At 60.8% G+C, this 25,409-nt stretch carries 16 protein-coding genes, 2 tRNA genes and 2 rRNA genes; 10 read left to right on the top strand and 10 right to left on the bottom strand.

The window, feature by feature from the left end; all coding sequences use genetic code 11:
- The first annotated feature begins 177 nt into the window (after positions 1-177).
- Positions 178-1,410 (top strand): MFS transporter, encoded by a 1,233-nt coding sequence (locus tag HF916_RS47655; RefSeq protein WP_168795459.1) that lies wholly within the window; start codon positions 178-180, stop codon positions 1,408-1,410.
- Positions 1,411-1,723: 313 nt separating this feature from the next.
- On the top strand, positions 1,724-4,006 hold the full coding sequence (locus HF916_RS47650) for an NADP-dependent malic enzyme (protein WP_168795458.1): 2,283 nt from the start codon (positions 1,724-1,726) through the stop codon (positions 4,004-4,006).
- Between the two features lie 211 nt (positions 4,007-4,217).
- On the opposite strand, the gene HF916_RS47645 is transcribed toward HF916_RS47650, so the two are convergent.
- The gene (locus HF916_RS47645; protein WP_168795457.1) at positions 4,218-7,817 is read right to left on the bottom strand and encodes an indolepyruvate ferredoxin oxidoreductase family protein; all 3,600 of its coding nucleotides are present in this window, start codon (positions 7,815-7,817) and stop codon (positions 4,218-4,220) included.
- A 362-nt stretch (positions 7,818-8,179) separates the two neighbouring features.
- Here HF916_RS47645 and HF916_RS47640 point away from each other — a divergent pair, with 362 nt between their 5' ends.
- Positions 8,180-8,380 carry a hypothetical protein gene (locus tag HF916_RS47640; protein ID WP_168795456.1) on the top strand — a complete coding sequence of 67 codons (201 nt, stop codon included), beginning with the start codon at positions 8,180-8,182 and terminating at the stop codon, positions 8,378-8,380.
- Between the two features lie 164 nt (positions 8,381-8,544).
- Here the strand turns inward: HF916_RS47640 and hppD are convergent, their stop codons facing one another.
- The gene (gene hppD, locus HF916_RS47635) at positions 8,545-9,642 is read right to left on the bottom strand and encodes a 4-hydroxyphenylpyruvate dioxygenase (protein ID WP_168795455.1); all 1,098 of its coding nucleotides are present in this window, start codon (positions 9,640-9,642) and stop codon (positions 8,545-8,547) included.
- Positions 9,643-9,799: 157 nt separating this feature from the next.
- Here hppD and HF916_RS47630 point away from each other — a divergent pair, with 157 nt between their 5' ends.
- On the top strand, positions 9,800-10,297 hold the full coding sequence (locus HF916_RS47630) for an Lrp/AsnC family transcriptional regulator (protein WP_116143819.1): 498 nt from the start codon (positions 9,800-9,802) through the stop codon (positions 10,295-10,297).
- Positions 10,298-10,387: 90 nt separating this feature from the next.
- Here HF916_RS47630 and HF916_RS47625 read toward each other — a convergent pair whose 3' ends face one another.
- From HF916_RS47625 to paaA, 8 genes are all read right to left on the bottom strand, one after another.
- Positions 10,388-11,056 (bottom strand): GNAT family N-acetyltransferase, encoded by a 669-nt coding sequence (locus HF916_RS47625; protein ID WP_168795454.1) that lies wholly within the window; start codon positions 11,054-11,056, stop codon positions 10,388-10,390.
- Between the two features lie 242 nt (positions 11,057-11,298).
- Positions 11,299-11,907 (bottom strand): TetR/AcrR family transcriptional regulator, encoded by a 609-nt coding sequence (locus tag HF916_RS47620; protein WP_132376682.1) that lies wholly within the window; start codon positions 11,905-11,907, stop codon positions 11,299-11,301.
- A gap of 14 nt (positions 11,908-11,921) precedes the next feature.
- The gene (locus HF916_RS47615; protein WP_168795453.1) at positions 11,922-12,734 is read right to left on the bottom strand and encodes a DUF1835 domain-containing protein; all 813 of its coding nucleotides are present in this window, start codon (positions 12,732-12,734) and stop codon (positions 11,922-11,924) included.
- A 147-nt stretch (positions 12,735-12,881) separates the two neighbouring features.
- The gene (paaE, locus tag HF916_RS47610; protein WP_168795452.1) at positions 12,882-13,970 is read right to left on the bottom strand and encodes a 1,2-phenylacetyl-CoA epoxidase subunit PaaE; all 1,089 of its coding nucleotides are present in this window, start codon (positions 13,968-13,970) and stop codon (positions 12,882-12,884) included.
- A gap of 1 nt (position 13,971) precedes the next feature.
- On the bottom strand, positions 13,972-14,532 hold the full coding sequence (gene paaD, locus HF916_RS47605) for a 1,2-phenylacetyl-CoA epoxidase subunit PaaD (RefSeq protein WP_168795451.1): 561 nt from the start codon (positions 14,530-14,532) through the stop codon (positions 13,972-13,974).
- A gap of 7 nt (positions 14,533-14,539) precedes the next feature.
- A complete protein-coding gene (paaC, locus tag HF916_RS47600; protein WP_168795450.1) occupies positions 14,540-15,343 on the bottom strand; it encodes a 1,2-phenylacetyl-CoA epoxidase subunit PaaC in 804 nt (267 codons plus the stop codon).
- Between the two features lie 8 nt (positions 15,344-15,351).
- Entirely contained in the window at positions 15,352-15,636 is a 285-nt protein-coding gene (paaB, locus tag HF916_RS47595; protein WP_168795449.1) for a 1,2-phenylacetyl-CoA epoxidase subunit PaaB, read from the bottom strand.
- Between the two features lie 41 nt (positions 15,637-15,677).
- Positions 15,678-16,676: a 1,2-phenylacetyl-CoA epoxidase subunit PaaA gene (paaA, locus tag HF916_RS47590; RefSeq protein ID WP_168795448.1), complete on the bottom strand. Its 999-nt coding sequence runs from the start codon at positions 16,674-16,676 to the stop codon at positions 15,678-15,680.
- A 216-nt stretch (positions 16,677-16,892) separates the two neighbouring features.
- On the opposite strand from paaA, the gene HF916_RS47585 reads away from it, so the two are divergent.
- The 6 genes from HF916_RS47585 (at position 16,893) to HF916_RS47560 (ending at position 25,374) form a co-directional block, all read left to right on the top strand.
- Complete coding sequence (locus HF916_RS47585; RefSeq protein ID WP_168795447.1) at positions 16,893-18,515, top strand: NAD(P)/FAD-dependent oxidoreductase; 1,623 nt, start codon at positions 16,893-16,895, stop codon at positions 18,513-18,515.
- 89 nt (positions 18,516-18,604) lie between these two features.
- Entirely contained in the window at positions 18,605-19,876 is a 1,272-nt protein-coding gene (locus HF916_RS47580) for an SGNH/GDSL hydrolase family protein (protein WP_168795446.1), read from the top strand.
- 470 nt (positions 19,877-20,346) lie between these two features.
- Positions 20,347-21,879: ribosomal RNA gene (locus HF916_RS47575) — 16S ribosomal RNA — on the top strand.
- Positions 21,880-21,944: 65 nt separating this feature from the next.
- Positions 21,945-22,021, top strand: a tRNA-Ile gene (locus HF916_RS47570).
- Between the two features lie 74 nt (positions 22,022-22,095).
- Positions 22,096-22,171, top strand: a tRNA-Ala gene (locus tag HF916_RS47565).
- Positions 22,172-22,492: 321 nt separating this feature from the next.
- Positions 22,493-25,374, top strand: a 23S ribosomal RNA gene (locus tag HF916_RS47560).
- The 16S and 23S rRNA genes sit together here with 2 tRNA genes alongside, the layout of an rRNA operon.
- The last annotated feature ends 35 nt before the right edge of the window (positions 25,375-25,409 follow it).

The raw sequence follows: 25,409 nt of genomic DNA, 5'->3' as shown, positions 1-25,409 counted from the left end.
ACGGTCATAACGGGCGCAGCGGGCGGGCTTGCCTCGGACCGAACGGTTGCGCCGGGCGCTCGCCTCGACGAGCGCTTTTTGGTTCGCTTGTGAGCCGTCAGGGACGCCTTTACACTCACGCGAATTTCTCGGGCGCTTGCCGCCGTTGCCGCCGATTCGACCTACGGAATGCTTTCAATGAACGCCGCTCCCGCCACCACCGACCCCCTCGCATCCGTGAGAAATGGCTATGCCGGCCGGGCGTTGATCGCCTCGGTGCTCGGCTACGCGATGGACGGTTTCGATCTGCTGATCCTCGGCTTCATGCTGCCGGTGATTGCCGCCGATCTGCATCTGAGTTCCGCACAGGCCGGCTCGCTCGTCACCTGGACGCTGATCGGCGCGGTGGCGGGCGGGTTGATCTTCGGCGTGCTGAGCGACTATTTCGGCCGCGTGAGCATGCTGACGTGGACGATCCTGATCTTCGCCGTGTTCACCGGCTTGTGTGCGCTGGCCCAAGGCTATGCCGATCTGCTGGCTTACCGGACCCTTGCCGGGATCGGTCTTGGCGGCGAGTTCGGCATCGGCATGACGCTGGTGGCCGAAGCGTGGCCGGCGTCGCAGCGGGCGCGCGTGTCGTCGTATGTCGGCTTGGGATGGCAAGTCGGCGTGTTGGCGGCGGCATTGCTGACGCCGCTGCTGTTGCCGGTGATCGGCTGGCGCGGCATGTTCGCGCTCGGCCTGTTGCCAGCGGTGGTGTCGTTCTTCGTGCGGCGCCGCGTCGAGGAACCGGCGCTCTTTACCGAGCGCGTGGCGCGCGGCATGCGCAAGCTGCCGCTGAAATTGCTGGTGGCGGACGGCCGCACCACGCGCGCCAGCATCGGCGTGGCGATTCTCTGTTCGGTCCAGAACTTCGGCTACTACGGTCTGATGATCTGGCTGCCGAGCTATCTGTCGAAAACCTTCGGCTATTCGCTGACCAAATCCGGACTGTGGACCGCCGCGACGGTTTGGGGCATGGCGTGCGGCATCTGGCTGTTCGGCATCGCCGCCGACCGCTTCGGCCGCAAACCGACCTTTCTGTTCTACCAGGCTGGCGCGGTGGTGATGGTGTTCGTCTACGCTCACCTGAGCACACCGATGGCGCTCCTGATCGGCGGCGCGGCGATGGGCGTGTTCGTCAACGGCATGATTGGCGGTTACGGTGCGCTGATCTCCGAGCTTTATCCGACCGATGCACGCGCCACTGCGCAGAACGTGCTGTTCAATGTCGGGCGCGCGGTGGGCGGTTTCGGGCCGGTGGTTGTAGGCGCTCTGGCCGCGCGCTACTCATTCGGCGCGGCGCTCGCTTTGCTCGCGTCGATCTACCTGCTCGACATCTTCGCGACGCTCTTCCTGATTCCCGAACGACGCGGCGCCGAACTCGAGTGAGCGCGAACGGCCCGTCCGTGACCTGCGGATGACAAACCGCAAGAAGGCCGCCGCATGCGGCGCTGCAGCATTGCCGGGGCGCGGTTTCGCCGATGGCGAGCAGTGTTAACCACTTAGTGCATCGACTCATCCGGGGTGTACACTAACCGCCCCGCGACGCACTCCGCATCGTCCTGTGCTCCAACGAGGTTCGACGCCGCGCTCAACAGGCGCATGCGCAAATCGCCTCGATCGAGTATCCATTCGATAGATGCACGCGACGTTGGCGATGCGGTGTGCCGGGCCCAATTACTTACGTCTCGCAGGCCAAAAAATGGACGAACAACTTAAGCAAAGCGCTCTCGCCTACCACCAGAATCCGAAACCCGGCAAGATATCGGTTACGCCCACCAAACCGCTATCGAACCAACTCGATCTTTCGCTGGCGTACTCGCCGGGCGTCGCCGCGGCTTGTATGGCGATCTACGAGGAGCCGCTCGACGCGCAGAAGTACACTTCGCGCGGCAACCTCGTCGGCGTGATCACGAACGGCACGGCCGTGCTCGGGCTCGGCAACATCGGCCCGCTGGCCGCGAAGCCGGTGATGGAAGGCAAGGGCTGTCTCTTCAAGAAGTTCGCGGGCATCGACGTGTTCGACATCGAACTTGCCGAGTCCGATCCGGACAAGCTGGTCGAAGCGATCGCCATGCTCGAGCCGACGCTCGGCGGCATCAACCTCGAAGACATCAAAGCGCCCGAGTGCTTCTACATCGAGAAGAAGCTGCGTGAGCGCATGAAGATTCCAGTCTTCCACGACGATCAGCACGGCACCGCGATTATCGCTTCGGCGGCGATCCTGAACGGCCTGAAAGTGGTGGGCAAGAAGCTCGACGAAGTGAAGCTGGTGTGTTCAGGCGCGGGTGCGGCTGCTATTGCCTGTCTGGACCTGCTGGTGAACCTGGGCCTGTCGAAGAAGAACGTTCTCGTCGCCGACTCCAAGGGCGTGATCTACGAAGGCCGTGGCAACCTCGATCCGTCGAAGGAACGTTACGCGGCGAACACCGAAGCCCGCACGCTTGCTGACGCGATCCGCGGCTCCGATGTGTTCCTCGGCTGCTCGAGCGCCGGCGTGCTGAAGCCGGAAATGGTCGCCGAAATGGGCACCCAGCCGTTGATTCTCGCGCTGGCGAATCCGGAACCGGAAATCCGCCCGGAAGACGCGAAGAAAGTGCGTCCGGACTGCATCATCGCGACCGGCCGTTCGGACTATCCGAACCAGGTCAACAACGTGCTGTGCTTCCCGTTCATCTTCCGCGGCGCGCTGGATGTCGGTGCGACCACGATCACGGAAGAAATGAAGCTCGCCTGCGTGCGCGCCATCGCCGAGCTGGCCGAAGAAACCGATCAGGGCGATGAAGTCGCGAAGGCGTACGAAGGCCACTCGCTGGAATTCGGCCCCGACTATCTGATTCCGAAGCCGTTCGATCCGCGCCTGATCATCAAGATCGCGCCGGCCGTCGCGCAAGCCGCGATGGATTCGGGCGTCGCGACCCGTCCGATCAAGGACATGGACGCGTACCGCGAAGAACTCGGCACGACGGTGTATCGCACGGGCATGGTGATGCGTCCGGTGTTCGCGGCCGCGAAGTCGGAGCCGGCGCGTATCGTGTTCGCCGAAGGTGAAGACGAGCGCGTGCTGCGCGCCGCGCAGTTCGTGCTGCTGGAAAAGATCGCCAAGCCGATTCTGGTCGGCCGTCCGTCGGTGATCGAAATGCGTCTGAAGAAGATGGGCTCGAAGCTCAAGTGCGGCGACGACTTCGAGATCGTCGATCCGGAAGACGATCCGCGCTATCAGAAATCCTGGCAGGCTTACCACGAACTTGGCGCGCGCGAAGGCGTGACGCCGGACGTGGCGAAGGCCGCGATGCGCAAGTTCAACACGCTGATCGGCGCGATCCTCGTGCGCCTTGGTGAAGCGGACGGCATGATCTGCGGCATGATCGGCCAGTACCACGCGCATCTGAAGTTCATCGAGCAGGTGCTGGGCAAGGCGGACAACGTGCAGAACTTCGCCGCGATGAATCTGCTGATGCTGCCGGGCCGCAATCTGTTCATCTGCGATACGTACGTGAACGAAACGCCGACCGCCGAGCAACTCGCCGACATGACGATGCTGGCTGCGGGTGAGATCGAGAAGTTCGGTATCACGCCGAAGGTGGCGTTGCTGTCGAACTCGAACTTCGGCAGTGCGCCGTCGTCGTCGTCGCAACGCATGGCCGCGGCTCGGAAGTTGATTATCGAACGCGCGCCGTCGCTTGAGATCGACGGTGAGATGCATGGCGATGCGGCGTTGTCGGAAGCCGTACGCAAGGCTGCGTTCCCGGGCACGACGTTGACCGGCGAAGCCAACCTGCTGATCATGCCGAATGTGGAAGCGGCGAACATCACGTACAACCTGCTGAAGATGATCGGCGGCGAAGGCGTGACGGTCGGCCCGTTCCTGCTGGGCGCGGAAAAGCCGGTGCACATCCTGACGCCGGCTGCGACCGTGCGCCGGATCATCAACATGACGGCGGTGGCTTCGGCCAACGCACGCAAGGCAGTGAACGCGAAGTAATGCGGATGCTTTGAGATTTGGAGCGGCGCCTCGTCGAGGCGTTCGCGACGAGTCTGCGAACAAGCCACGGATGTTGTTTCCGTGGCTTTTTTACTGACGCATTCGTTGCACATGCGTCGTGCGTCCCGTCTCACAGCACGTAAAAAAGGCGGCCGTCCGTGAGGACAGCCGCCTTTTGTTTCAGACCGGCGAGCCGGTCAAGCCAGTCCGATCAAGCCGCGTGTTGCGTCTTTCCGGCCTCAGGCGAACGCCACCGCGCGAGCAACTCGTTCCATTTGACGCGCACGCCCTTCAGGTTGTTTTCCTTCACGTGACCGTACCCGCGGATGCCGTCCGGCAGATTCGCCAATTCGATGGCCAGCTCGCGCTTCTGCGCGGTCAGGCCGGCGATCAGTTCGCGCACCAGCGCTTCATACTCCCCGATCAACGCACGCTCGGTACGACGCTCTTCCGTCTTGCCGAACACATCGAGCGCGGTGCCGCGCAGGAACTTGAAGCGGGCCAGCACGTGCATCGCGCTGAAGACCCACGGGCCGTACTTCTTCTTCACCAGATGACCCTTGGCATCCTTCTTCGAGAACGTCGGCGGCGCGAGGTGAATGTGCAGCTTCCAGTCGCCTTCGAAATTCGACTTCAGTTTTTCGATGAACGCCGGATCGCTGTATAGACGGGCGACTTCGTACTCGTCCTTGTAGGCCATCAGCTTGTGCAGGTTTTTGGCAACCGCTTCGGTCAACGGCAACTGGCTGTCGATCGAATCGAGCGCTGACTCCGCCGCACGCACTTGCGACACCAACGCGCGATAACGGTCGGCATACGCGCTGTTCTGCCACGCGGTCAGGTACTCCGCACGCTTGTCGATCAGCGTGTCGAGCGCCTTCGGCGTGTGCAGCGAGATGATCTTGCTGCTCGCCGTTTCCGCAGCGGCACCACGTCCTTGCGATTGCGCGAGCTTGCGAACGCCGGCCAGATCGTGCGCGGCACGGCGGCCCCATTCGAACGCCGCGCGGTTTTTCTCGACCTGCACGTTGTTCAACTCGATGGCGCGCATCAACGACTGATACGTGAGCGGCACCCAGCCGCGTTGCCATGCGTAGCCGAGCACGAACGGATTCGTATAAATCGCATCGCCGAGCAGCGCGACCGCGAAGTGATTCGCGTCGACCGTATCGACACCGTCGTCGCCCGCGGCGGCGCGCACGTCAGCTTCCGTGCTAGTGCCCGGGAAGCGCCAGTTCGGGTTCTTGATGAGTTCGGCAGTCGGCGTATGCGCGCTGTTCAGCACGACGCGTGTGCGGCCCGCCTGCATGCGCGACACGCATTCGTCGCTGGCCGTGACGATCGCATCGCAGCCGATCACGAGACTCGCTTCGCCCATGGCGATACGGGTCGCGTGGATGTCGGCCGGATTCTTCGCGATCTGCACGTGGCTCATCACGGCACCGCCTTTCTGCGCGAGGCCGGTGACGTCGAGCACGGTGACGCCCTTGCTCTCCAGATGCGCGGCCATGCCGAGCAGCGCGCCGATCGTCACGACGCCCGTGCCGCCGACGCCTGTCACCAGCACGCCATACGGCCGCTCCATGGACGGTAAGTCGGGTTCCGGCACCGGCGGCATCGCGTCGCCGGCGAGGCCGGAAGCGGCCTTCGGCTTGCGCAACTGACCGCCCTCAACCGATACGAAGCTCGGGCAGAAACCGTTCACGCACGAGAAGTCCTTGTTGCAGGTGGACTGATTGATCTGGCGCTTCGTGCCGTACTCGGTGTCGAGCGGCTCGACCGACAGGCAGTTCGACTTCACCGAGCAATCGCCGCAGCCTTCGCACACGGCCTCGTTGATCACGACGCGGCGCGCCGGATCCGGATACGTGCCGCGTTTCCTGCGGCGGCGCTTCTCCGTCGCACAAGTCTGGTCGTAGATCAGGATCGTCGTGCCGGACACTTCGCGAAGTTGACGCTGCACCTCGTCGAGCTTGTCGCGATGATGGATGTCGATGCCCGGCGCGAGGCCGACGTTCGCCGAGTACTTCTCCGGCTCGTCGGTGACGATCACGATCTTCGTCGCGCCTTCGGCGGCGAGCTGGTGCGTGATCTGCGGCACGGTCAGCACGCCGTCGACCGGCTGGCCGCCGGTCATGGCGACCGCGTCGTTATAGAGAATCTTGTAAGTGATGTTGGCCTTCGACGCGATCGCCGCGCGAATCGCCAACAGCCCTGAGTGGAAGTAGGTGCCGTCGCCGAGATTGGCGAACACGTGCTTGTCGTTGGTGAACGGCGCCTGGCCGATCCACGCGACGCCTTCGCCGCCCATCTGGCTGAAGGTGCTGGTGCTGCGGTCCATCCAGACCGTCATGTAATGGCAGCCGATGCCGGCCATCGCGCGCGAGCCTTCCGGCACATTGGTCGACGTGTTGTGCGGGCAGCCCGAGCAGAACCACGGCTTGCGTTCGGCTTCGACGCGCGGCCGTGCCAGCGCCTTTTCCTTCGCTTCGATCACCGCGATGCGCGTGGCGATGCGAGCGCGGACATCGGACGGCAGATCGAATTTGTCGAGCCGCGTGGCGATGGCCTTGGCGATGATCGCCGGCGAGAGTTCGTAGTGCGCCGGCAGCAGCCACTTGCCCATTGGCACTGACCATTCGCCGCCCGCACCGTCTTTCTCGTCGAACTTGCCGAACACACGCGGACGTTGCGCGTCGGGCCAGTTGTACAGTTCTTCCTTGATCGCGTATTCGAGAATCTGGCGCTTTTCCTCGACCACCAGAATTTCGTCAAGGCCGCGCGCGAAAGCCTGCGCGCCTTGCGCTTCGAGCGGCCACACGCAGCCGACCTTGTACAGACGGATGCCGATGCGCGAGCAGGTTTCGTCGTCGAGACCGATGTCGGTCAGCGCCTGACGCACGTCGAGATACGCCTTGCCGCCGGTCATGATGCCGAAGCGCGCATGCGGCGAATCGATTTCGACGCGGTCCAGTTTGTTGGCGCGCACATAGGCGAGCGCTGCGTACCACTTGTAGTCGAGCAGACGCGCTTCCTGCACCAGCGGCGGATCCGGCCAGCGGATATTCAGGCCGCCTTCGGGCATCGCGAAGTCTTCCGGCAGGATGATCTTCGTGCGATGCGGATCGATGTCGACCGATGCCGACGACTCGACCACGTCGGTCACGCATTTCATGGCGACCCACAGGCCGGAATAGCGGCTCATCGCCCAGCCGTGCAGACCGAAGTCGAGATATTCCTGCACGTTCGACGGGAACAGAACCGGCAGGCCGCACGCCTTAAAAATGTGTTCGGACTGATGCGCGAGCGTGGACGATTTCGCGGCGTGGTCGTCGCCGGCGAGGACGAGAACGCCGCCGTTGCGCGCCGAACCGGCCGAGTTGCCATGTTTGAAGACGTCGCCGGAACGGTCGACGCCCGGGCCTTTGCCGTACCACATCGAGAACACGCCGTCGTATTTGGCGCTCGGGTACAGATTGACCTGCTGCGAACCCCAGACGGCAGTGGCCGCGAGGTCTTCGTTGACGCCGGGCTGAAACACGACCTGATGCGCGGCGAGATGCTGTTTCGCCTTCCACAGGGATTGGTCGAGTCCGCCGAGTGGCGATCCACGGTAACCGGAGATGAAGCCGGCGGTGTTGAGCCCGGCGGCCCGGTCGCGCTCCTGCTGCAGCATCGGCAGACGCACCAGCGCCTGGATGCCGCTCATGTACGCGCGGCCGCGTTCGAGGGTGTATTTGTCGTCGAGCGTGACGGAAGACAACGCGGCTTCGAGCGAGGCTCGCTGACCTGCGTCTAGCGGGGCATTCATTATGTGTACTCCTCCAACCAGTTTGGGATCACCAAAACTTTTTTGGGCCGCGGCATCTTGTGAATGCGTAGGGCCGGGCCGCCATATTGACGTGTTTTAAGTGATGGTAGCACTGGTGAAAACCCGCCGCCGCCCCCGAAAGAACGGGGCGTTGCACTGATATGGCGGATGTCGGCGCGCTCGCTCGCTGTTCGCCCGCGCGCCGTTCCCGCGCGACGGCCTGTAACAAGCTGTAAAAACTACAAATCTGCGGAACCGCGGTTGAAATGTCTGTCTAATCCCCAACCTGTGAGCAATGTCCGCGCAACGCTCCGCATTCGGTGGAGCTTCACGACAACAGGGCAGTCAGAAAAGGAGTACGCATGAACACGAGAAACATCCAGACCTTCCTGATGGTTTCGGCCGCATTTTTCGCCATGAGCGCACCGGTGCGCTCGAACTCGGGCAGTGCAGGGGCGCTGTCGAACGCGGTAACCCGTGCGGCGCAGGTCGCGCCCGCACGCATTGCCATGAACCGCGTCACGCGATCCACCAAGTCCGACGAGGAAGACCAGAATTCGTGATGCGCCGCGCATGCGGTGTGTCGGTTGAATAACCAGCCGTTGTCGCATCAAGCCAGCAAGGTTTCGCTTGAGACAACGGCGCCAATGAAAAGGGCGAGGATCGTGAGATCTTCGCCCTTTTCATTTGGGTCTATGCGCCCGCTCTCGTGAAGCGGCGCAAGCCGTCAGACTTTGTCTTGCACCACACCACGGCGAATCTGATCCAGTTCGATCGATTCGAACAGTGCCTTGAAGTTGCCCTCGCCGAAACCCTGATTCCCCTTACGCTGAATGATTTCGAAGAAGATCGGGCCGATCTGGTTTTCGGTGAAGATCTGCAGCAGCAAATCATCGGGCGCGCCGTCGATCAGAATCTTGCGTTTGCGCAGTTCGTCGAGCGGCTCGCCGTGATTCGGCACGCGGCGGTCGACCAGCTCGTAATACGTGTCGATCGTGTCGAGCAGCGAGATGTTCGCGGCGCGCAAGCCGTCCACCGTGCGGTAGATGTCGTTGCTGCCCAAGGCAATGTGCTGAATGCCTTCACCGTGGTATGCGTCGAGATATTCCTGAATCTGGCCGGCGGTTTCCGAACCTTCTTCGTTGATCGGGATGCGGATCTTGCCGCACGGCGAGGTCATCGCTTTCGACTTCACGCCCGTCACTTTGCCTTCGATGTCGAAATAACGCACTTCGCGGAAGTTGAACAGACGCTCGTAGAACTCCGCCCATTCCTGCATCCGGCCGCGATGCACGTTGTGCGTCAGGTGGTCGATGTAGGTCAGGCCGTGGCCGACCGGATTCGGGTTCGCACCCGGAATGGGTTCGAAGTCCACATCGTAAATGTCGATGTTGCCGATGCTGGTCGGCTCGGCGCCGTTCTTGCCGCGCCACCGATCGACGAAATAAATCAGCGAGTCGCCAATACCCTTGATCGCCGGGATGTTCAATTCCATTGGGCCGGTTTTGTTGTCGAAGCCCCAGGCGCCTTTTTCCAGCGCTTCCTTGTACGCCTTGGCGGCGTCCTGAACACGGAAAGCGATCGCGCAGATCGAAGGGCCGTGCAGACGCGTGAAGCGTTGCGCGAACGAATCCGGCTCCCCGTTGACAATGAAGTTGATTTCCCCCTGGCGATACAGCGTCACGTCTTTATGACGATGCCGGGCAACGGCAGTGAAGCCCATCTGTTCGAACAGTTTGCCGAGCGCCTTTGGATCCGGTGCGGTGTATTCGATGAACTCGAAGCCGTCGGTGCCGAGCGGATTTTCCCAAGTTGAAACCTGCATTGTCTGTCTCCTGATGTGCGCGAGCCGGATGGGCGATTGCGCGCGACTGAATGACCCAAGTGTAAAGGCCTGTCTGCGGCGAAAACTTGCTAACTTAATCGCACATCGATACGCTGGCGCTAGTTTCTAGCTCAACATTTCGAATGGACGGCAGAAAATGGCCAATATAGAGATAGACGCCATCGACAGGCGGATTCTGGCGATTCTTCAGGAGAACGGCCGGCTGTCGAATCAGGAGATCGCCGAGCGCATCAATCTTTCGCCGAGTCCGTGTCTGCGGCGTATCCGTCGGCTGGAAGAGAGCGGCGTGATCCGCGGCTACGTGGCGCTGCTCGATGCGCAGCAGCTCGGGCTCGATTTGCTTGCCTATGTGAATGTGCGACTGGAAAAGCGCGGCGGTCCGGCGCTCAGTTCGCGCGGCGATGCCACGCATGCGGATCTGTTTCGCGCGGCGGTGCAGACGTGGCCGGAAGTGGTGGCATGCCACGCAATGACCGGCGACATGGATTATTTGCTGCGCGTCCAGGTAAAAGACATGGCGCACTTTTCACGCTTCGTGCAGGACCAGTTGCTACATCACCCGTCGGTGATCGACGTGAAATCGAGCTTCTCGCTGGAAAAGTTTAAGGAGACGACCGCGCTGCCGATCTTGTGAGGCGAGCGTCGCGCGCGAGGTGGAAGGCGGAGGGCAAACAAAAAGGGCAGCCACTGGGCTGCCCTTTGTTCTTGCTGAAGCTCAGTGCTCTCAGGCTGCGACAGCCGTCGGCATGAACGACTCGAACAGCTTCGACGCCTGACGCGCTTGCCGCTTGAGCGCGTAGTCGAACACGGCGGCCTGCTCCTGCAGCATTTCAGCGATGATGCTCGATTGATCCGCCGGCGGCAGCGTGAGGTAAGCGTCTGCCTCTCCGTAGGCGTATTCGATCTTCATGCCGGCCTTCTTTGCGATGTGCATCATGGTCGAATTGCGCGACAGGCAGTGCATGTACAGCATGGTGACGCGCGTATTGCGGCTGCGAATGGCGGCACGCTCGAACAGCTTCGAGCCGATGCCCTGGCCGCGGACGCTTTCCAGCACGGACACGCCGAACTCGGCCGTACGCTTGTCGCCTTCGGCCGGCAGATAGGCCAGGTGGCCGACGCCGGTCAACTGCAATTGATCGTTGAAGACGCCGAAGACGGTGTCGCGCTTGAAGTCGATCGCGCGAACATAGTTTTCGATGACGTGGTCCGGCACGATCTGGCCGAAGCGCAGGAGTCGGTCGTCTTCGTCGAGCGCGAGGAAGTGGCTGAGCAGGCGTTCGCGGTCGACAGCGGTGAGCTCGCGGACCAGAGCAGGCGCACGACCGGCTGGCTGCATCAAACGATCGTGCGCGACGATCGGCTCAGCGGCGCGGGGTGTAATCAAGTTCATGGTCGGGTTCTCCTTTTAGTCGAGCGGTGTGGTGCACCGCAAAAGCAATTTTAGCGGAGATCCAGACCTCGCACTAGGGAAAACCCGTATCAATATTTGAAGGGAGCGCCTAAAAAGTTTGCGCCCTATTTATACGCGATTGATTTTAAAGAATAAATAAATGAGACGAGCGTTCGTGACACGATGTCGCACATCGATCACTCTGGCCCATTATTTCGTCTGAATATTGCTGCAATGCGGAATCAGGCCGGGTTTGAGCTCAATCCGTGGTCCACCATGCCGACCACTTGTTCGGCGAATTCACGGTAACCCATCCGGCCGTCCGGCTTCAGCCAGGTGAAAGTCCAGTTGATCATGCCGAACACCATCATGGTGAGCGCGGTCTGGTTGTCGCGCGTGGCGCGCTCGGGATAGGCGCGGGCCAATTGCCGCGCAAAAGCAGCCACCACGTCACGCTGGCGGTTCAGGATCACTTCGCGCTGGGTATCGACCAGATACTTCACGTCGTTCAACAGCGCGACGTGCCGGCTGTGCGACGTCTCATACTCCGACAGAAACGCCCGGATCAGTTCAGCGAAGGTTTCCCGCTCCGACAAGCCGCGCCGCTGACTCGCGCCTTCCACCTCCGCGATGATCAACATGAGCCGCTTGGTGTAACGGTCCAGCAGATCGAACAGGATCGCCTCCTTGCTCGCGTAGTAGTGGTAGAGGCGCGCTTTCGAGGTGCCGCTCGCGGCGGCGAGGTCGGCCATCGAGGTGCTGGGGTAGCTAGTCTGGGCGAACTTTGCCGCGGCGAGTTCGAGAATCTGCTCGCGCTGGGTTTCGTGGTCGGGCGCTCGGGTGCGGGCCATGGTCGTCTGTTCTATTAGTGTGGACAGGGGGCGAACGCCGCGCACAATTCGAGCGTGCGCCATGTGCTCGCGTCGCCGCGCAGCTTGATGCGCCGGGTTGCGGCCAGTTCGCGGAAGCGCCACAGCACAATGCTGTCGCTGACCAGGAATCCGAGCTCGGCGGCCATCAATTCGGCGGCAACGCGCGCGGCGGGCTGCCAGTCTTCAGTGACGTGCTCGAGAATCAGCGCGTCCAGTTCCGCGAAGCTACCGCTCGTAAACGTATTGTCGCGCCAGCGCCGCGTCTCGCCGTTCGCGTATTTGACTTCCTGCCATTCGAGCGCAAGCCGGCTGATGCGCAGCACGGAAATCGGTGCGGTGTCCGGCAGCCGCGATTGCAACACGGCCGGCGCGAACATGCCGACCGACGTCGCGCGGTCTTTGCGGCTGTGCGCCCACGCGCCCGGATCGGTGAGATCGCGAATCGACAGACGCACTTCGTTCAGACGCTGCGGGCTGTTGCGTAAGTGGTAGCAGACGCGGCGCAGCATCAATTGATCCGACGCGCTTTCGCCGTGCCAGACCACCAGATTCGCTTCGCCGCGCGCGATATTCCCGAGCGCTGCAGCCTGCTCGCGGAGTTCCCGAAGGAAATCGCGCTTCGTGTCGGCGCTCACGCGATCCCAAAAGTCCGCGCGCACATCGGGCGCGTCGTCGACGCCGCGCAGCGGGCCGACCGCGAGATCGTCGCGCAGTGCGTGCACGCGATCATCGCGGCCCGAATCCCGCAACGCGGCGCGCAGTGACTCGGCGGCGACATCGCCGTTGGTGAGGTGGATCGTGCTCATCGGCAGTGGCGTAGGGCGGTTGACAACACTAGGGGCCGCTCACCGACCGGAACAGGTGTCCGATTGCGAGCGGCCCCTAGTGTAAGCGGATCGCGGAACTGCTGAAAGCGCGACGGACGTCCTGTCGCCTCGCCCGCCGCATGCGGCTCAACGCTCGTCGTAGCTCACCACCACGCGGTCGCTGATCGGATGGCATTGGCACGTCAGCACGAAACCGTCGCGGATTTCGTGTTCTTCGAGCGTGTAGTTCTTTTCCATCTTCACTTCGCCTTCCAGCACCTTCGCGCGACAGGTGCAGCAGACGCCGCCCTTGCACGCATAAGGCAGCGCGAGGCCGGCGCGCAGGCCGACGTCGAGCACGCTCACGCCCTGATACGGCAGGCGCAGCTTGCGGCGTTTCCCGTCGAGGACGATTTCGAGGTCGGCAGTTGGCGTGTCGTCGGTGATTTCGACCGGCGGCACGCCCGCTTGCGGCAACGGTGAACCGAAGCGCTCCACGTGCACCTTTTCCGACGGCACACCAGCGGCCTTCAGGGCGGCTTCGGCGGCGTCCATCATCGGACCGGGGCCGCAAATGAAGGCTTCGTCGATCGCCTCGGCCGGCAGCAGATTCTCGATAAAGGCCGCGCACTTATCCTGATCGAGCACGCCGTTGAACAGCTCGACGTCCTGCAGATCGTCGGACAGCACGTGATAGAGCACGAAGCGGCTCATGAAGCGGTTCTTCAGATCCTCGAGCTCTTCCGCGAACATGATCTGATCGACGCTGCGGTTGCCGTACACGAGCGTGAAGGTGCTGCGCGGTTCGATTTCGAGCGTCGTCTTGATGATTGCCAGCACCGGCGTAATGCCCGAACCGCCCGAGAACGCCAGGTACTGCTGACCCTGATCGGCATTCAGATGGGTGAAGAAACGACCGTCGGGTGTCATCACATCGATCGTATGACCCGGCTGCAGCGTGTCGAAGGCGAAGTTCGAGAAACGCCCGCCGCGTACGCGCTTGATGCCGATGCGCAGTTCGCCGTCGCGGTCGTAATCGGTGACGCCGACGCAGATCGAATACGAACGGCGCGTTTCCTCACCGTCGATATGCGTCTTCAGCGTGACGAACTGGCCTTGCGTAAAGCGATAGTGGTCGCGCAGTTCGGCGGGGACTTCGAAGGCGACCGAAACCGAATCGGCGGTTTCGGGCCGCACTTCGCGGATACGCAGCGGATGAAATTGCGGAGTGGCCATATCAGTATGGTTTGAAGTAGTCGAAGGGCTCGCGGCAGTCGAGGCAGCGGTACAAGGCTTTGCAGGCGGTCGAGCCGAATTGCGCGAGACGCTCGGTGTGCGCCGAGCCGCATCGCGGGCACGACGGCGCGGGCAGCGCGCGGGGCACGAAGCGCATCACTTTTTCCTGCACGGGCGCGGTGGAACCGCAATTACCCGTGGGCGGCGCGATGCCGTAGGCGCGCAGCTTTTCGCGCGCGTCGGCGGTCATCCAGTCGGTCGTCCAGGCCGGCGCGAGCACCGTGGCGATCCGATAGGGCTTGAGCTCCGCCTCGTCGAGCGCGTGCGCGACGTCCTCGGCAATCTGCGACATGGCCGGGCATCCGGAGTAGGTCGGCGTGATCACGACTTCGAGCGTGCCGTCCGCAGCGCGCCGCACGTCGCGCAGAATGCCGAGCTCGCGAATCGACACCACCGGAATCTCCGGATCAGGCACCGTTTCGAGCGCGGCCCATGCGCGTGCGAGGGTGGGGTCGGTCGTGTCGCTTATGTCGGTCGTGCGAAGGGCAGTCGAAGTCGTCATCATCGGATTACCAGGTGGCGCCGGGGTGTTGGCGTGCAAGGCTTTGCATTTCGGCCAGCACGAAGCCCATGTGCTCGGAATGCTCGCCGTGCTTGCCGGACGTGATGTGCTTGACCGGTTCGGGCAGCGTCAAGGTGGCTTCGTCGAGCGTGGTGCGTACGTCGTCGAGCCACGCTGCTTCGAGGTCCGACGTCAGCGGGCCGATGCCGGCTGCCGCGATGGTCCCCTCGATGGCGTCCGTGCTGAAGAACTCCCGCGTGTATGGCACGAGATGGTCCACTGCGGCTTGCGCGCGGCGATGCGATTCCTCGGTGCCGTCGCCGAAACGGATCAGCCACTCGCGTGCGTGATGCACGTGGTAACTGGTTTCCTTGATCGACTTCGATGCGATCGCCGCCAACTGCTCGTCGGTGGATGCCGTGAGCGCCGTCCACAGATGCGCCATCAGCGTCGAGTAGAGGAAATTGCGCACGATCGTGACCGCGTAATCCTTCTCGGCTTTCGCGGTGGCCGACAGCGGGCCGACATGCGGCAATTCGGCGAGCGTGTAGTTGGCGAACTCGCGCTCGGCGCGAAAGTACGCGTAGTCGTCTTCCGTGCGGTTTTTGCCGGTGAGTTGCTGTTCAAGCGAAGCGGCATGCGTGTACAGCAGGCGCGCCTGGCCGATCAGGTCGAGGCTCATGTTTGACAGCGCGATATCCTCTTCGAGGATCGGGCCGTGGCCGCACCATTCGGTATTGCGCTGACCGAGGATCAGCGCGGTGTCCGCGAGGCGCAGCACGTATTGGAGATGTTGGGGCGTGATGTCCATGGCCGCGCTTACATGTGGTTGACTTCGTCGGGGAGCGTGTAGAACGTCGGGTGGCGGTAAATCTTGTCGCCAGCCGGTTCGAACAGCTCCGCCTTGTCTTCCGGCGAGGACGCCGTAATCGCCGACGACGGCACCACCCAGATGCTGACGCCTTCCTGGCGGCGCGTGTAGACGTCGCGCGCCATGCGCAGCGCCATCGGCGCGTCGGCGGCGTGCAGGCTGCCGCAGTGTTTGTGGTCGAGTCCCTGCTTGCTACGCACGAAGACTTCCCAAATCGGCCATTCCTTGTTCATTGCAGATCTCCTGAGATTCTTTGTCTGGCATGCCGCGCTGTTTAGGCGGCGTGCTGCTGTGCGCGCTGGCGCTGTTTTTCCGCGTGGGCGAGGGCGGCTTCGCGAACCCAGGCGCCGTCGTCGTGGGCTTTGACCCGGGTGGCGAGACGCTCGCGGTTGCACGGGCCGTCGCCATTCACCACGCGCCAGAATTCTTCCCAGTCGATGTCGCCGTAATCGTGATGGCCGCGCGCTTCGTTCCATTTCAGGTCCGGATCGGGCAGCGTGACGCCGAGCACCTTGGCCTGGTCGACGGTGGCGTCGACGAATTTCTGGCGCAGATCGTCGTTCGAGATGCGCTTGATGCCCCATTTCGACGACTGGTTGCTGTGGATCGAATCCTTGTCGCTCGGGCCGAACATCATCAGAACCGGCCACCACCAGCGATTCACGGCCTGCTGGACCAGTTCACGCTGGGCTTCGGTGCCGGCCATCATCGACATGAGCGCGTCGAAACCCTGGCGTTGGTGGAACGACTCTTCTTTGCAGATGCGGATCATGGCGCGCGCGTACGGACCGTACGTGCAACGGCACAGCGGAATCTGATTCATGATCGCCGCGCCGTCGACCAGCCAGCCGATCACGCCGACGTCCGCCCAGGTGGGCGTCGGGTAATTGAAGATGCTCGAATATTTGGCTTTGCCCGAGTGCAGCGCGGCGATCAACTGATCGCGCGATACGCCGAGCGTTTCCGCTGCGCTATATAGATAGAGGCCGTGGCCTGCCTCGTCCTGCGCTTTGGCCAGCAGAATCGCCTTGCGCTTCAGGCTGGGCGCGCGCGTGATCCAGTTACCCTCCGGCAGCATGCCGACGATTTCCGAATGTGCGTGCTGCGAAATTTGCCGGACCAGCGTCTTGCGGTAGGCCTCCGGCATCCAGTCCTGAGCTTCGATCTTGCCGTCGGCGGCCATGACCGCGTCGAACTGCACCTGCTCGGACGAGTCTGCGCCCGCGTCCAGCGGTGCGACGTTGCCGGGAATATCCAGGGATTGCGTGTACATGGGGACGCTCTCTGCGGAAGTTGTCTGTGTGCGCACAGTATAAACCAACCGACCGGTCGGTTAATAAATTTTTTGAGATGAGTCGATCGGGCCGATAGGGACTTGGGCGGTGCCCTTGGAAAGCGTTTCGTCGGTGTCGCCGCCCCGTCCCCACACTAAACCTATAAAATTGCGAATTGGCCGCGATTTGCGGCCTTCCTGCATCCCCCGGTACTCATGTTACGTCTAAGCGAAATCAAACTCCCGCTCGATCATCCCGAGAGCGCCCTCGAAGCCGCCGTGCGTGCGCGCCTCGCGGAACTCGGCGTGGCCGCGGACGGGCTCATCCGATACACCGTGTTTCGCCGCGCGCACGATGCGCGCAAGCGCGCCGACATCAAGCTCACGTACATCGTCGATGTCGAGGTTACGGATGAAGCGGCTGCGCTCAAGCGACTCGCCGAGGTGCCGCACTGCGGCTTGACGCCCGACATGACCTACCGGTTCGTCGCCAAGGCGCCGGCGCAGATGACCGCGCTGCGCCCCGTCGTGATCGGCATGGGGCCGTGCGGCTTGTTCGCCGGCCTGATCCTCGCGCAGATGGGCTTCCGGCCAATCATCCTCGAGCGCGGCAAGGCCGTGCGCGAACGCACGAAGGACACTTTTGGTCTGTGGCGTAAATCGGTGCTCAATCCCGAATCGAATGTGCAATTCGGCGAAGGCGGCGCGGGCACTTTCTCGGACGGCAAGCTGTACAGCCAGATCAAGGATCCGAAGCACTACGGCCGCAAGGTGCTCGAAGAATTCGTGCGGGCCGGCGCGCCGGAAGACATTCTGTTTCTGAGCCGGCCCCATATCGGCACGTTCCGGTTGGTGAGCATGGTCGAAAAAATGCGCGCGACCATTCACGAGTTGGGCGGCGAGGTGCGTTTCGAAACCCGCGTCGACGACATTGAGATCGATCAGGGGAAGGTGCGCGGGTTGAAGCTGTCGACGGGCGAAACGCTGCGTTGCGATCATGTGGTGCTGGCAGTCGGCCATAGCGCGCGCGATACCTTTCAGATGTTGAACGACCGCGGCGTCTATCTTGAGGCGAAGCCGTTTTCACTCGGTTTTCGCATTGAGCATCCGCAAGGTTTGATCGACCGCAGCCGGTTCGGCAAGTTTGCGGGTCACAAACAGTTGGGCGCCGCCGACTATAAGGTGGTGCATCACTGCAGCAACGGCCGCGCCGTCTACAGTTTCTGCATGTGCCCGGGCGGTACCGTGGTGGCGGCGACCTCCGAGCCGGGCCGCGTGGTGACCAACGGCATGAGCCAGTATTCGCGGGCCGAGCGAAATGCCAATGCGGGGATCGTGGTCGGCATCACGCCGGACGACTATCCGGGCGGCCCGCTTGCCGGCATTGCTTTCCAGCGCAAATGGGAAGAGCGGGCTTTCGAGCTCGGCGGCGGTAACTATATGGCGCCGGGTCAGCTGGTCGGCGACTTTATCGCCGGGCGGCCGTCCACGTCGCTGGGTTCGGTGGTGCCGTCGTACAAACCCGGCGTGCATCCGACCGATCTCAGCACCGCGCTTCCCGACTACGTGATCGAGGCCATTCGCGAAGCGTTGCCGCAGATGGACAAGAAGATCGCCGGGTTCGCGATGCACGACGCGGTGTTGACGGGCGTCGAGACGAGAACGTCGTCGCCGATTCGCGTGCGTCGGCGGGACGACTTTCAGAGCATGAACGTCGAAGGTCTGTATCCGGCCGGCGAAGGCGCTGGCTATGCCGGCGGGATCTACTCGGCGGCCATCGACGGGATCGAAGTCGCCGAAGCGCTCGCGTTGAAGATGGCCGGGGCGCAGACGGCCTGAGTCGGGCGCGCGGGAATGCCGTCGCGGAGACCCGCGACGGCTGGAGCGATCGGGCACAATGCACGTTTCGCCTCGAACCGACCACCCGAATGACCATTCGCACCCTGGCCGCCGCATGCGGCGCGGCGCTGCTTGCCCAATTTGCCGCTTCCCCGACCGTTTTCGCAGCCGACGCCCCGGCACATTGGGTCACCGCCTGGGCGACAGCGCTGCAACCCGTCCCGCAACGGGCGGACTTGCCGCCGCTCTATCGCGCACCGGAAGTTGCCGGGCGCACGGTGCGCCAGATCGTCTATCCGACGCTGTCCGGAAAGTCGACGCGGGTCCACCTTAGCAACCGGTACGGCAAAACTCCGCTCGTCATCGAAGATCTGCGCATCGCACGCTCGGCGGGCGGCGCGGCGGCGGCTGGTGAGGGCGCGACGCGCGTGACGTTCGGCGGCAACGGTACGGTCTCGATTCCGCCGGGTGGTGAGTTGGACAGCGATCCGGTCGCTATCGATGTCGCCGAAGGTGCCCCCTACGCCGTCAGCGCGTTTATGGGGCCGGAGCAGCGTATCGTGGCCTGGCATCGTGTGTCGAACCAGGTGAACTACGTTTCGGCGCCGGGTAATCACGCGGCGGACGCCTCCGCGGAAGCGTTTCGCGGCCGGTTTACGCAATATGTGTGGATAACCGGGTTGTCAGTGGACGCGGCACCTGCATCCGCCGCCGTTGCCGCGATCGGCGACTCGATCACGGACGGCATGCGCTCCAGCCTGAATCAGAATCACCGCTGGCCGGACGCGTTGGCGCGCCGGTTTGCCGCGAGCGGCGACCGGTCGACCGCGATCGTCAATCTGGGGATCAGCGGCAACCGCTTGCTGAGCGACTCCCCTTGCTACGGCGACGCGCTCGCGACGCGCTTCGAGCACGACGTGCTCGCGCGCCCGGGCGTCAAGACGGCGATTCTGCTGATCGGCATCAATGACATCAACTTCGCGGCAATGCCGCCGCGTAATGGTCTCGACTGCGACTTTCCGCACACTTCGGCGACGGCTGCCGATCTGATTGCCGGGTACCAGCGGTTGATCACCGCCGCTCGGCACGCCGGCGTGAAGGTGTTCGGTGCGACGCTGACGCCGGCGTCGCTTCCGCCGCCGCGAGAAAGCATTCGGCTCGCCGTCAACCAGTGGATTCGGACCAGCCATGCCTTCGACGGCGTCGTGGACTTCGACGCCGCGCTGCGTGACCCGGCGCAATTGGATCGCCTGCAGCGCAACTTTGACAGCGGCGATCACATCCATCCAAGCGACGCCGGCTATGCGGCAATGGCGGACGCAGTCCCGATGGACGCGGTAGTGAAATCGACTCGCAAGTGAGCCGCCAAAAAAAGATTTCGGTCAAACCCTTGTCATATGGCTGATGTTCGCCTAAGATTCGCTTCCTCGTTTGCGAACGAGCGCCGCGGCAGAAACCAGCGGCCGTAGCGTCAACAAGGTTTTAAGCGAAAGCGAAAAAATGTTGTTGACGAAACGAAAAAGAGCCTCCATAATCTCGTTTCTCTGCTGCTGATGCAGCGACGCAGAACGAAGCGGTGCCGGGTAGTTGAAGTGCGGTGCCGGTTCGGTAGTGAATGCGGACTCGATCTTTAAAAATTAACAGCCGATAAGTGTGGGCGCTTGATGCGCGACGCGCGGTGGATCTTTCGGGATCTGCCGAACAAGCGAAAGTATCAAGTCTCACACAGTAATGAAAGGAAGGTTTGACTGTCGCAAGATGGTTGGATCATTCGTCAGTACGTTGAGTGAGCGACCGGTCTCGGAAGAGACCGAAAAACAGTAACAGGTTTGAACTGAAGAGTTTGATCCTGGCTCAGATTGAACGCTGGCGGCATGCCTTACACATGCAAGTCGAACGGCAGCACGGGGGCAACCCTGGTGGCGAGTGGCGAACGGGTGAGTAATACATCGGAACGTGTCCTGTAGTGGGGGATAGCCCGGCGAAAGCCGGATTAATACCGCATACGATCTGCGGATGAAAGCGGGGGCTCCTTCGGGACCTCGCGCTGCAGGGGCGGCCGATGGCAGATTAGCTAGTTGGTGGGGTAAAGGCCTACCAAGGCGACGATCTGTAGCTGGTCTGAGAGGACGACCAGCCACACTGGGACTGAGACACGGCCCAGACTCCTACGGGAGGCAGCAGTGGGGAATTTTGGACAATGGGGGAAACCCTGATCCAGCAATGCCGCGTGTGTGAAGAAGGCCTTCGGGTTGTAAAGCACTTTTGTCCGGAAAGAAAACCTCCTGGTTAATACCTGGGGGGGATGACGGTACCGGAAGAATAAGCACCGGCTAACTACGTGCCAGCAGCCGCGGTAATACGTAGGGTGCAAGCGTTAATCGGAATTACTGGGCGTAAAGCGTGCGCAGGCGGTTCGCTAAGACAGATGTGAAATCCCCGGGCTTAACCTGGGAACTGCATTTGTGACTGGCGGGCTAGAGTATGGCAGAGGGGGGTAGAATTCCACGTGTAGCAGTGAAATGCGTAGAGATGTGGAGGAATACCGATGGCGAAGGCAGCCCCCTGGGCCAATACTGACGCTCATGCACGAAAGCGTGGGGAGCAAACAGGATTAGATACCCTGGTAGTCCACGCCCTAAACGATGTCAACTAGTTGTCGGGTCTTCATTGACTTGGTAACGTAGCTAACGCGTGAAGTTGACCGCCTGGGGAGTACGGTCGCAAGATTAAAACTCAAAGGAATTGACGGGGACCCGCACAAGCGGTGGATGATGTGGATTAATTCGATGCAACGCGAAAAACCTTACCTACCCTTGACATGTATGGAAGTCTGCTGAGAGGTGGATGTGCCCGAAAGGGAGCCATAACACAGGTGCTGCATGGCTGTCGTCAGCTCGTGTCGTGAGATGTTGGGTTAAGTCCCGCAACGAGCGCAACCCTTGTCCCTAGTTGCTACGCAAGAGCACTCTAGGGAGACTGCCGGTGACAAACCGGAGGAAGGTGGGGATGACGTCAAGTCCTCATGGCCCTTATGGGTAGGGCTTCACACGTCATACAATGGTCGGAACAGAGGGTCGCCAACCCGCGAGGGGGAGCCAATCCCAGAAAACCGATCGTAGTCCGGATCGCACTCTGCAACTCGAGTGCGTGAAGCTGGAATCGCTAGTAATCGCGGATCAGCATGCCGCGGTGAATACGTTCCCGGGTCTTGTACACACCGCCCGTCACACCATGGGAGTGGGTTTTACCAGAAGTGGCTAGTCTAACCGCAAGGAGGACGGTCACCACGGTAGGATTCATGACTGGGGTGAAGTCGTAACAAGGTAGCCGTATCGGAAGGTGCGGCTGGATCACCTCCTTTCTCGAGCTAGACGTGTCGAACGTTGAGCGCTCACGCTTATCGGCTGTGAAAATGGACAGACTCAGGGGTCTGTAGCTCAGTTGGTTAGAGCACCGTCTTGATAAGGCGGGGGTCGATGGTTCGAATCCATCCAGACCCACCACTGTTTCTGCGGTGGCTGCGCTAATTGATCAACCCCTGGGGTATCCGTACAGATAGCGATATCTGTGTATGACTGGGGGATTAGCTCAGCTGGGAGAGCACCTGCTTTGCAAGCAGGGGGTCGTCGGTTCGATCCCGTCATCCTCCACCAATCCTCAATGCGTAGCGTTGCTGTGAGAAGCAGAGCGTTGTGCATTGGCGATTGAGCCAGTCAGAGTGATACGCGGTTATAGCAACCGCGATATCGGCTGTCGTTCTTTAACAATCAGGAAGAAGTAGTAAAGAGATTCACGAAAGGACATCTAGAGATGGGTGTGTGAGTAGGTGAATCAGGGTTGTGATTGTATCAATGTATGAAAAGAGAGATCGAAAGATCGCTTTTGGAATACGGCGCAACACGAATACTCAACCTGTAGCGACTGTTGAACTGCTGCTGTGGCAACACAGGGGTGGCGAGACACACTCGTTATAGGGTCAAGCGAACAAGTGCATGTGGTGGATGCCTTGGCGATCACAGGCGATGAAGGACGCGGTAGCCTGCGAAAAGCGGTGGGGAGCTGGCAAACGAGCTTTGATCCACCGATATCCGAATGGGGAAACCCACTCCGTATGGAGTATCCGTAGCTGAATACATAGGCTACGTGAAGCGAACGCGGTGAACTGAAACATCTAAGTAACCGCAGGAAAAGAAATCAACCGAGATTCCCAGAGTAGTGGCGAGCGAAATGGGACCAGCCTGTACTCTTTATCTTCATTGTTAGTCGAACGCTCTGGAAAGTGCGGCCATAGCAGGTGATAGCCCTGTAGACGAAAACAGCGAGGAAGAACTAGGTGTACGGAAAGTAGGGCGGGACACGTGAAATCCTGTCTGAAGATGGGGGGACCATCCTCCAAGGCTAAATACTCGTGATCGACCGATAGTGAACCAGTACCGTGAGGGAAAGGCGAAAAGAACCCCGGGAGGGGAGTGAAATAGATCCTGAAACCGCATGCATACAAACAGTCGGAGCCTTTGAAAGAGGGTGACGGCGTACCTTTTGTATAATGGGTCAGCGACTTACATTCAGTGGCAAGCTTAACCGATTAGGGCAGGCGTAGCGAAAGCGAGTCCGAACAGGGCGATTCAGTCGCTGGGTGTAGACCCGAAACCAGGTGATCTATCCATGGCCAGGATGAAGGTGCGGTAACACGTACTGGAGGTCCGAACCCACTAACGTTGAAAAGTTAGGGGATGAGCTGTGGATAGGGGTGAAAGGCTAAACAAACCTGGAAATAGCTGGTTCTCTCCGAAAACTATTTAGGTAGTGCCTCGTGTATCACCTTCGGGGGTAGAGCACTGTCATGGTTGTGGGGTCCATTGCGGATTACTACGCCATAGCAAACTCCGAATACCGAAGAGTGCAATCACGGGAGACAGACATCGGGTGCTAACGTCCGGTGTCAAGAGGGAAACAACCCAGACCGCCAGCTAAGGTCCCCAAATATTGCTAAGTGGGAAACGAAGTGGGAAGGCTAAAACAGTCAGGAGGTTGGCTTAGAAGCAGCCATCCTTTAAAGAAAGCGTAATAGCTCACTGATCGAGTCGTCCTGCGCGGAAGATGTAACGGGGCTAAGCAATATACCGAAGCTGCGGATGCACATTTATGTGCATGGTAGGAGAGCGTTCCGTAAGCCTGCGAAGGTGCATTGAAAAGTGCGCTGGAGGTATCGGAAGTGCGAATGCTGACATGAGTAGCGATAAAGGGGGTGAAAGGCCCCCTCGCCGTAAGCCCAAGGTTTCCTACGCAACGTTCATCGGCGTAGGGTGAGTCGGCCCCTAAGGCGAGGCAGAAATGCGTAGCTGATGGGAAGCAGGTTAATATTCCTGCACCATTGTTAAATGCGATGGGGGGACGGATCGCGGAAGGTTGTCCGGGTGTTGGAAGTCCCGGTTTCTGTGTTGGAGAAGGCACTCAGGCAAATCCGGGTGCGCAATTCAAGGGCATGGGACGAGCCGCTTAGGCGGTGAAGCAACTGGAAGTGGTTCCAAGAAAAGCCTCTAAGCTTCAGTTTAACAAGACCGTACCGCAAACCGACACAGGTGGGCGAGATGAGTATTCTAAGGCGCTTGAGAGAACTCGGGAGAAGGAACTCGGCAAATTGGTACCGTAACTTCGGGATAAGGTACGCCCCTGTAGCTTGACTGGCCTGCGCCAGAAGGGTGAAGGGGTTGCAATAAACTGGTGGCTGCGACTGTTTAATAAAAACACAGCACTCTGCAAACACGAAAGTGGACGTATAGGGTGTGACGCCTGCCCGGTGCCGGAAGATTAAATGATGGGGTGCAAGCTCTTGATTGAAGTCCCGGTAAACGGCGGCCGTAACTATAACGGTCCTAAGGTAGCGAAATTCCTTGTCGGGTAAGTTCCGACCTGCACGAATGGCGTAACGATGGCCACACTGTCTCCTCCCGAGACTCAGCGAAGTTGAAGTGTTTGTGATGATGCAATCTCCCCGCGGCTAGACGGAAAGACCCCATGAACCTTTACTGTAGCTTTGCATTGGACTTTGAACCGGTCTGTGTAGGATAGGTGGGAGGCTTTGAAGCGTGGACGCCAGTCTGCGTGGAGCCGCCCTTGAAATACCACCCTGGTTTGTTTGAGGTTCTAACCTTGGTCCGTAATCCGGATCGGGGACAGTGCATGGTAGGCAGTTTGACTGGGGCGGTCTCCTCCCAAAGTGTAACGGAGGAGTACGAAGGTACGCTAGGTACGGTCGGAAATCGTGCTGATAGTGCAATGGCATAAGCGTGCTTAACTGCGAGACCGACAAGTCGAGCAGGTGCGAAAGCAGGTCATAGTGATCCGGTGGTTCTGTATGGAAGGGCCATCGCTCAACGGATAAAAGGTACTCTGGGGATAACAGGCTGATACCGCCCAAGAGTTCATATCGACGGCGGTGTTTGGCACCTCGATGTCGGCTCATCTCATCCTGGGGCTGTAGCCGGTCCCAAGGGTATGGCTGTTCGCCATTTAAAGAGGTACGTGAGCTGGGTTTAAAACGTCGTGAGACAGTTTGGTCCCTATCTGCCGTGGGCGCTGGATATTTGAAGGGGGCTGCTCCTAGTACGAGAGGACCGGAGTGGACGAACCTCTGGTGTACCGGTTGTCACGCCAGTGGCATCGCCGGGTAGCTATGTTCGGAAGAGATAACCGCTGAAAGCATCTAAGCGGGAAACTCGCCTTAAGATGAGATATCCCCGGGGCTTCGAGCCCCTTGAAGGGTCGTTCAAGACCAGGACGTTGATAGGTCAGGTGTGGAAGCGCAGTAATGCGTTAAGCTAACTGATACTAATTGCCCGTAAGGCTTGATCCTATAACCGGTGTGTCTTGCGCACGGTTGAGTGATCG

This window comes from Paraburkholderia aromaticivorans (genome assembly GCF_012689525.1).
In the GTDB taxonomy this organism is placed as follows: Bacteria; Pseudomonadota; Gammaproteobacteria; order Burkholderiales; family Burkholderiaceae; genus Paraburkholderia; species Paraburkholderia aromaticivorans_A.
This window is presented reverse-complemented; position numbering and strand designations above follow the sequence as displayed.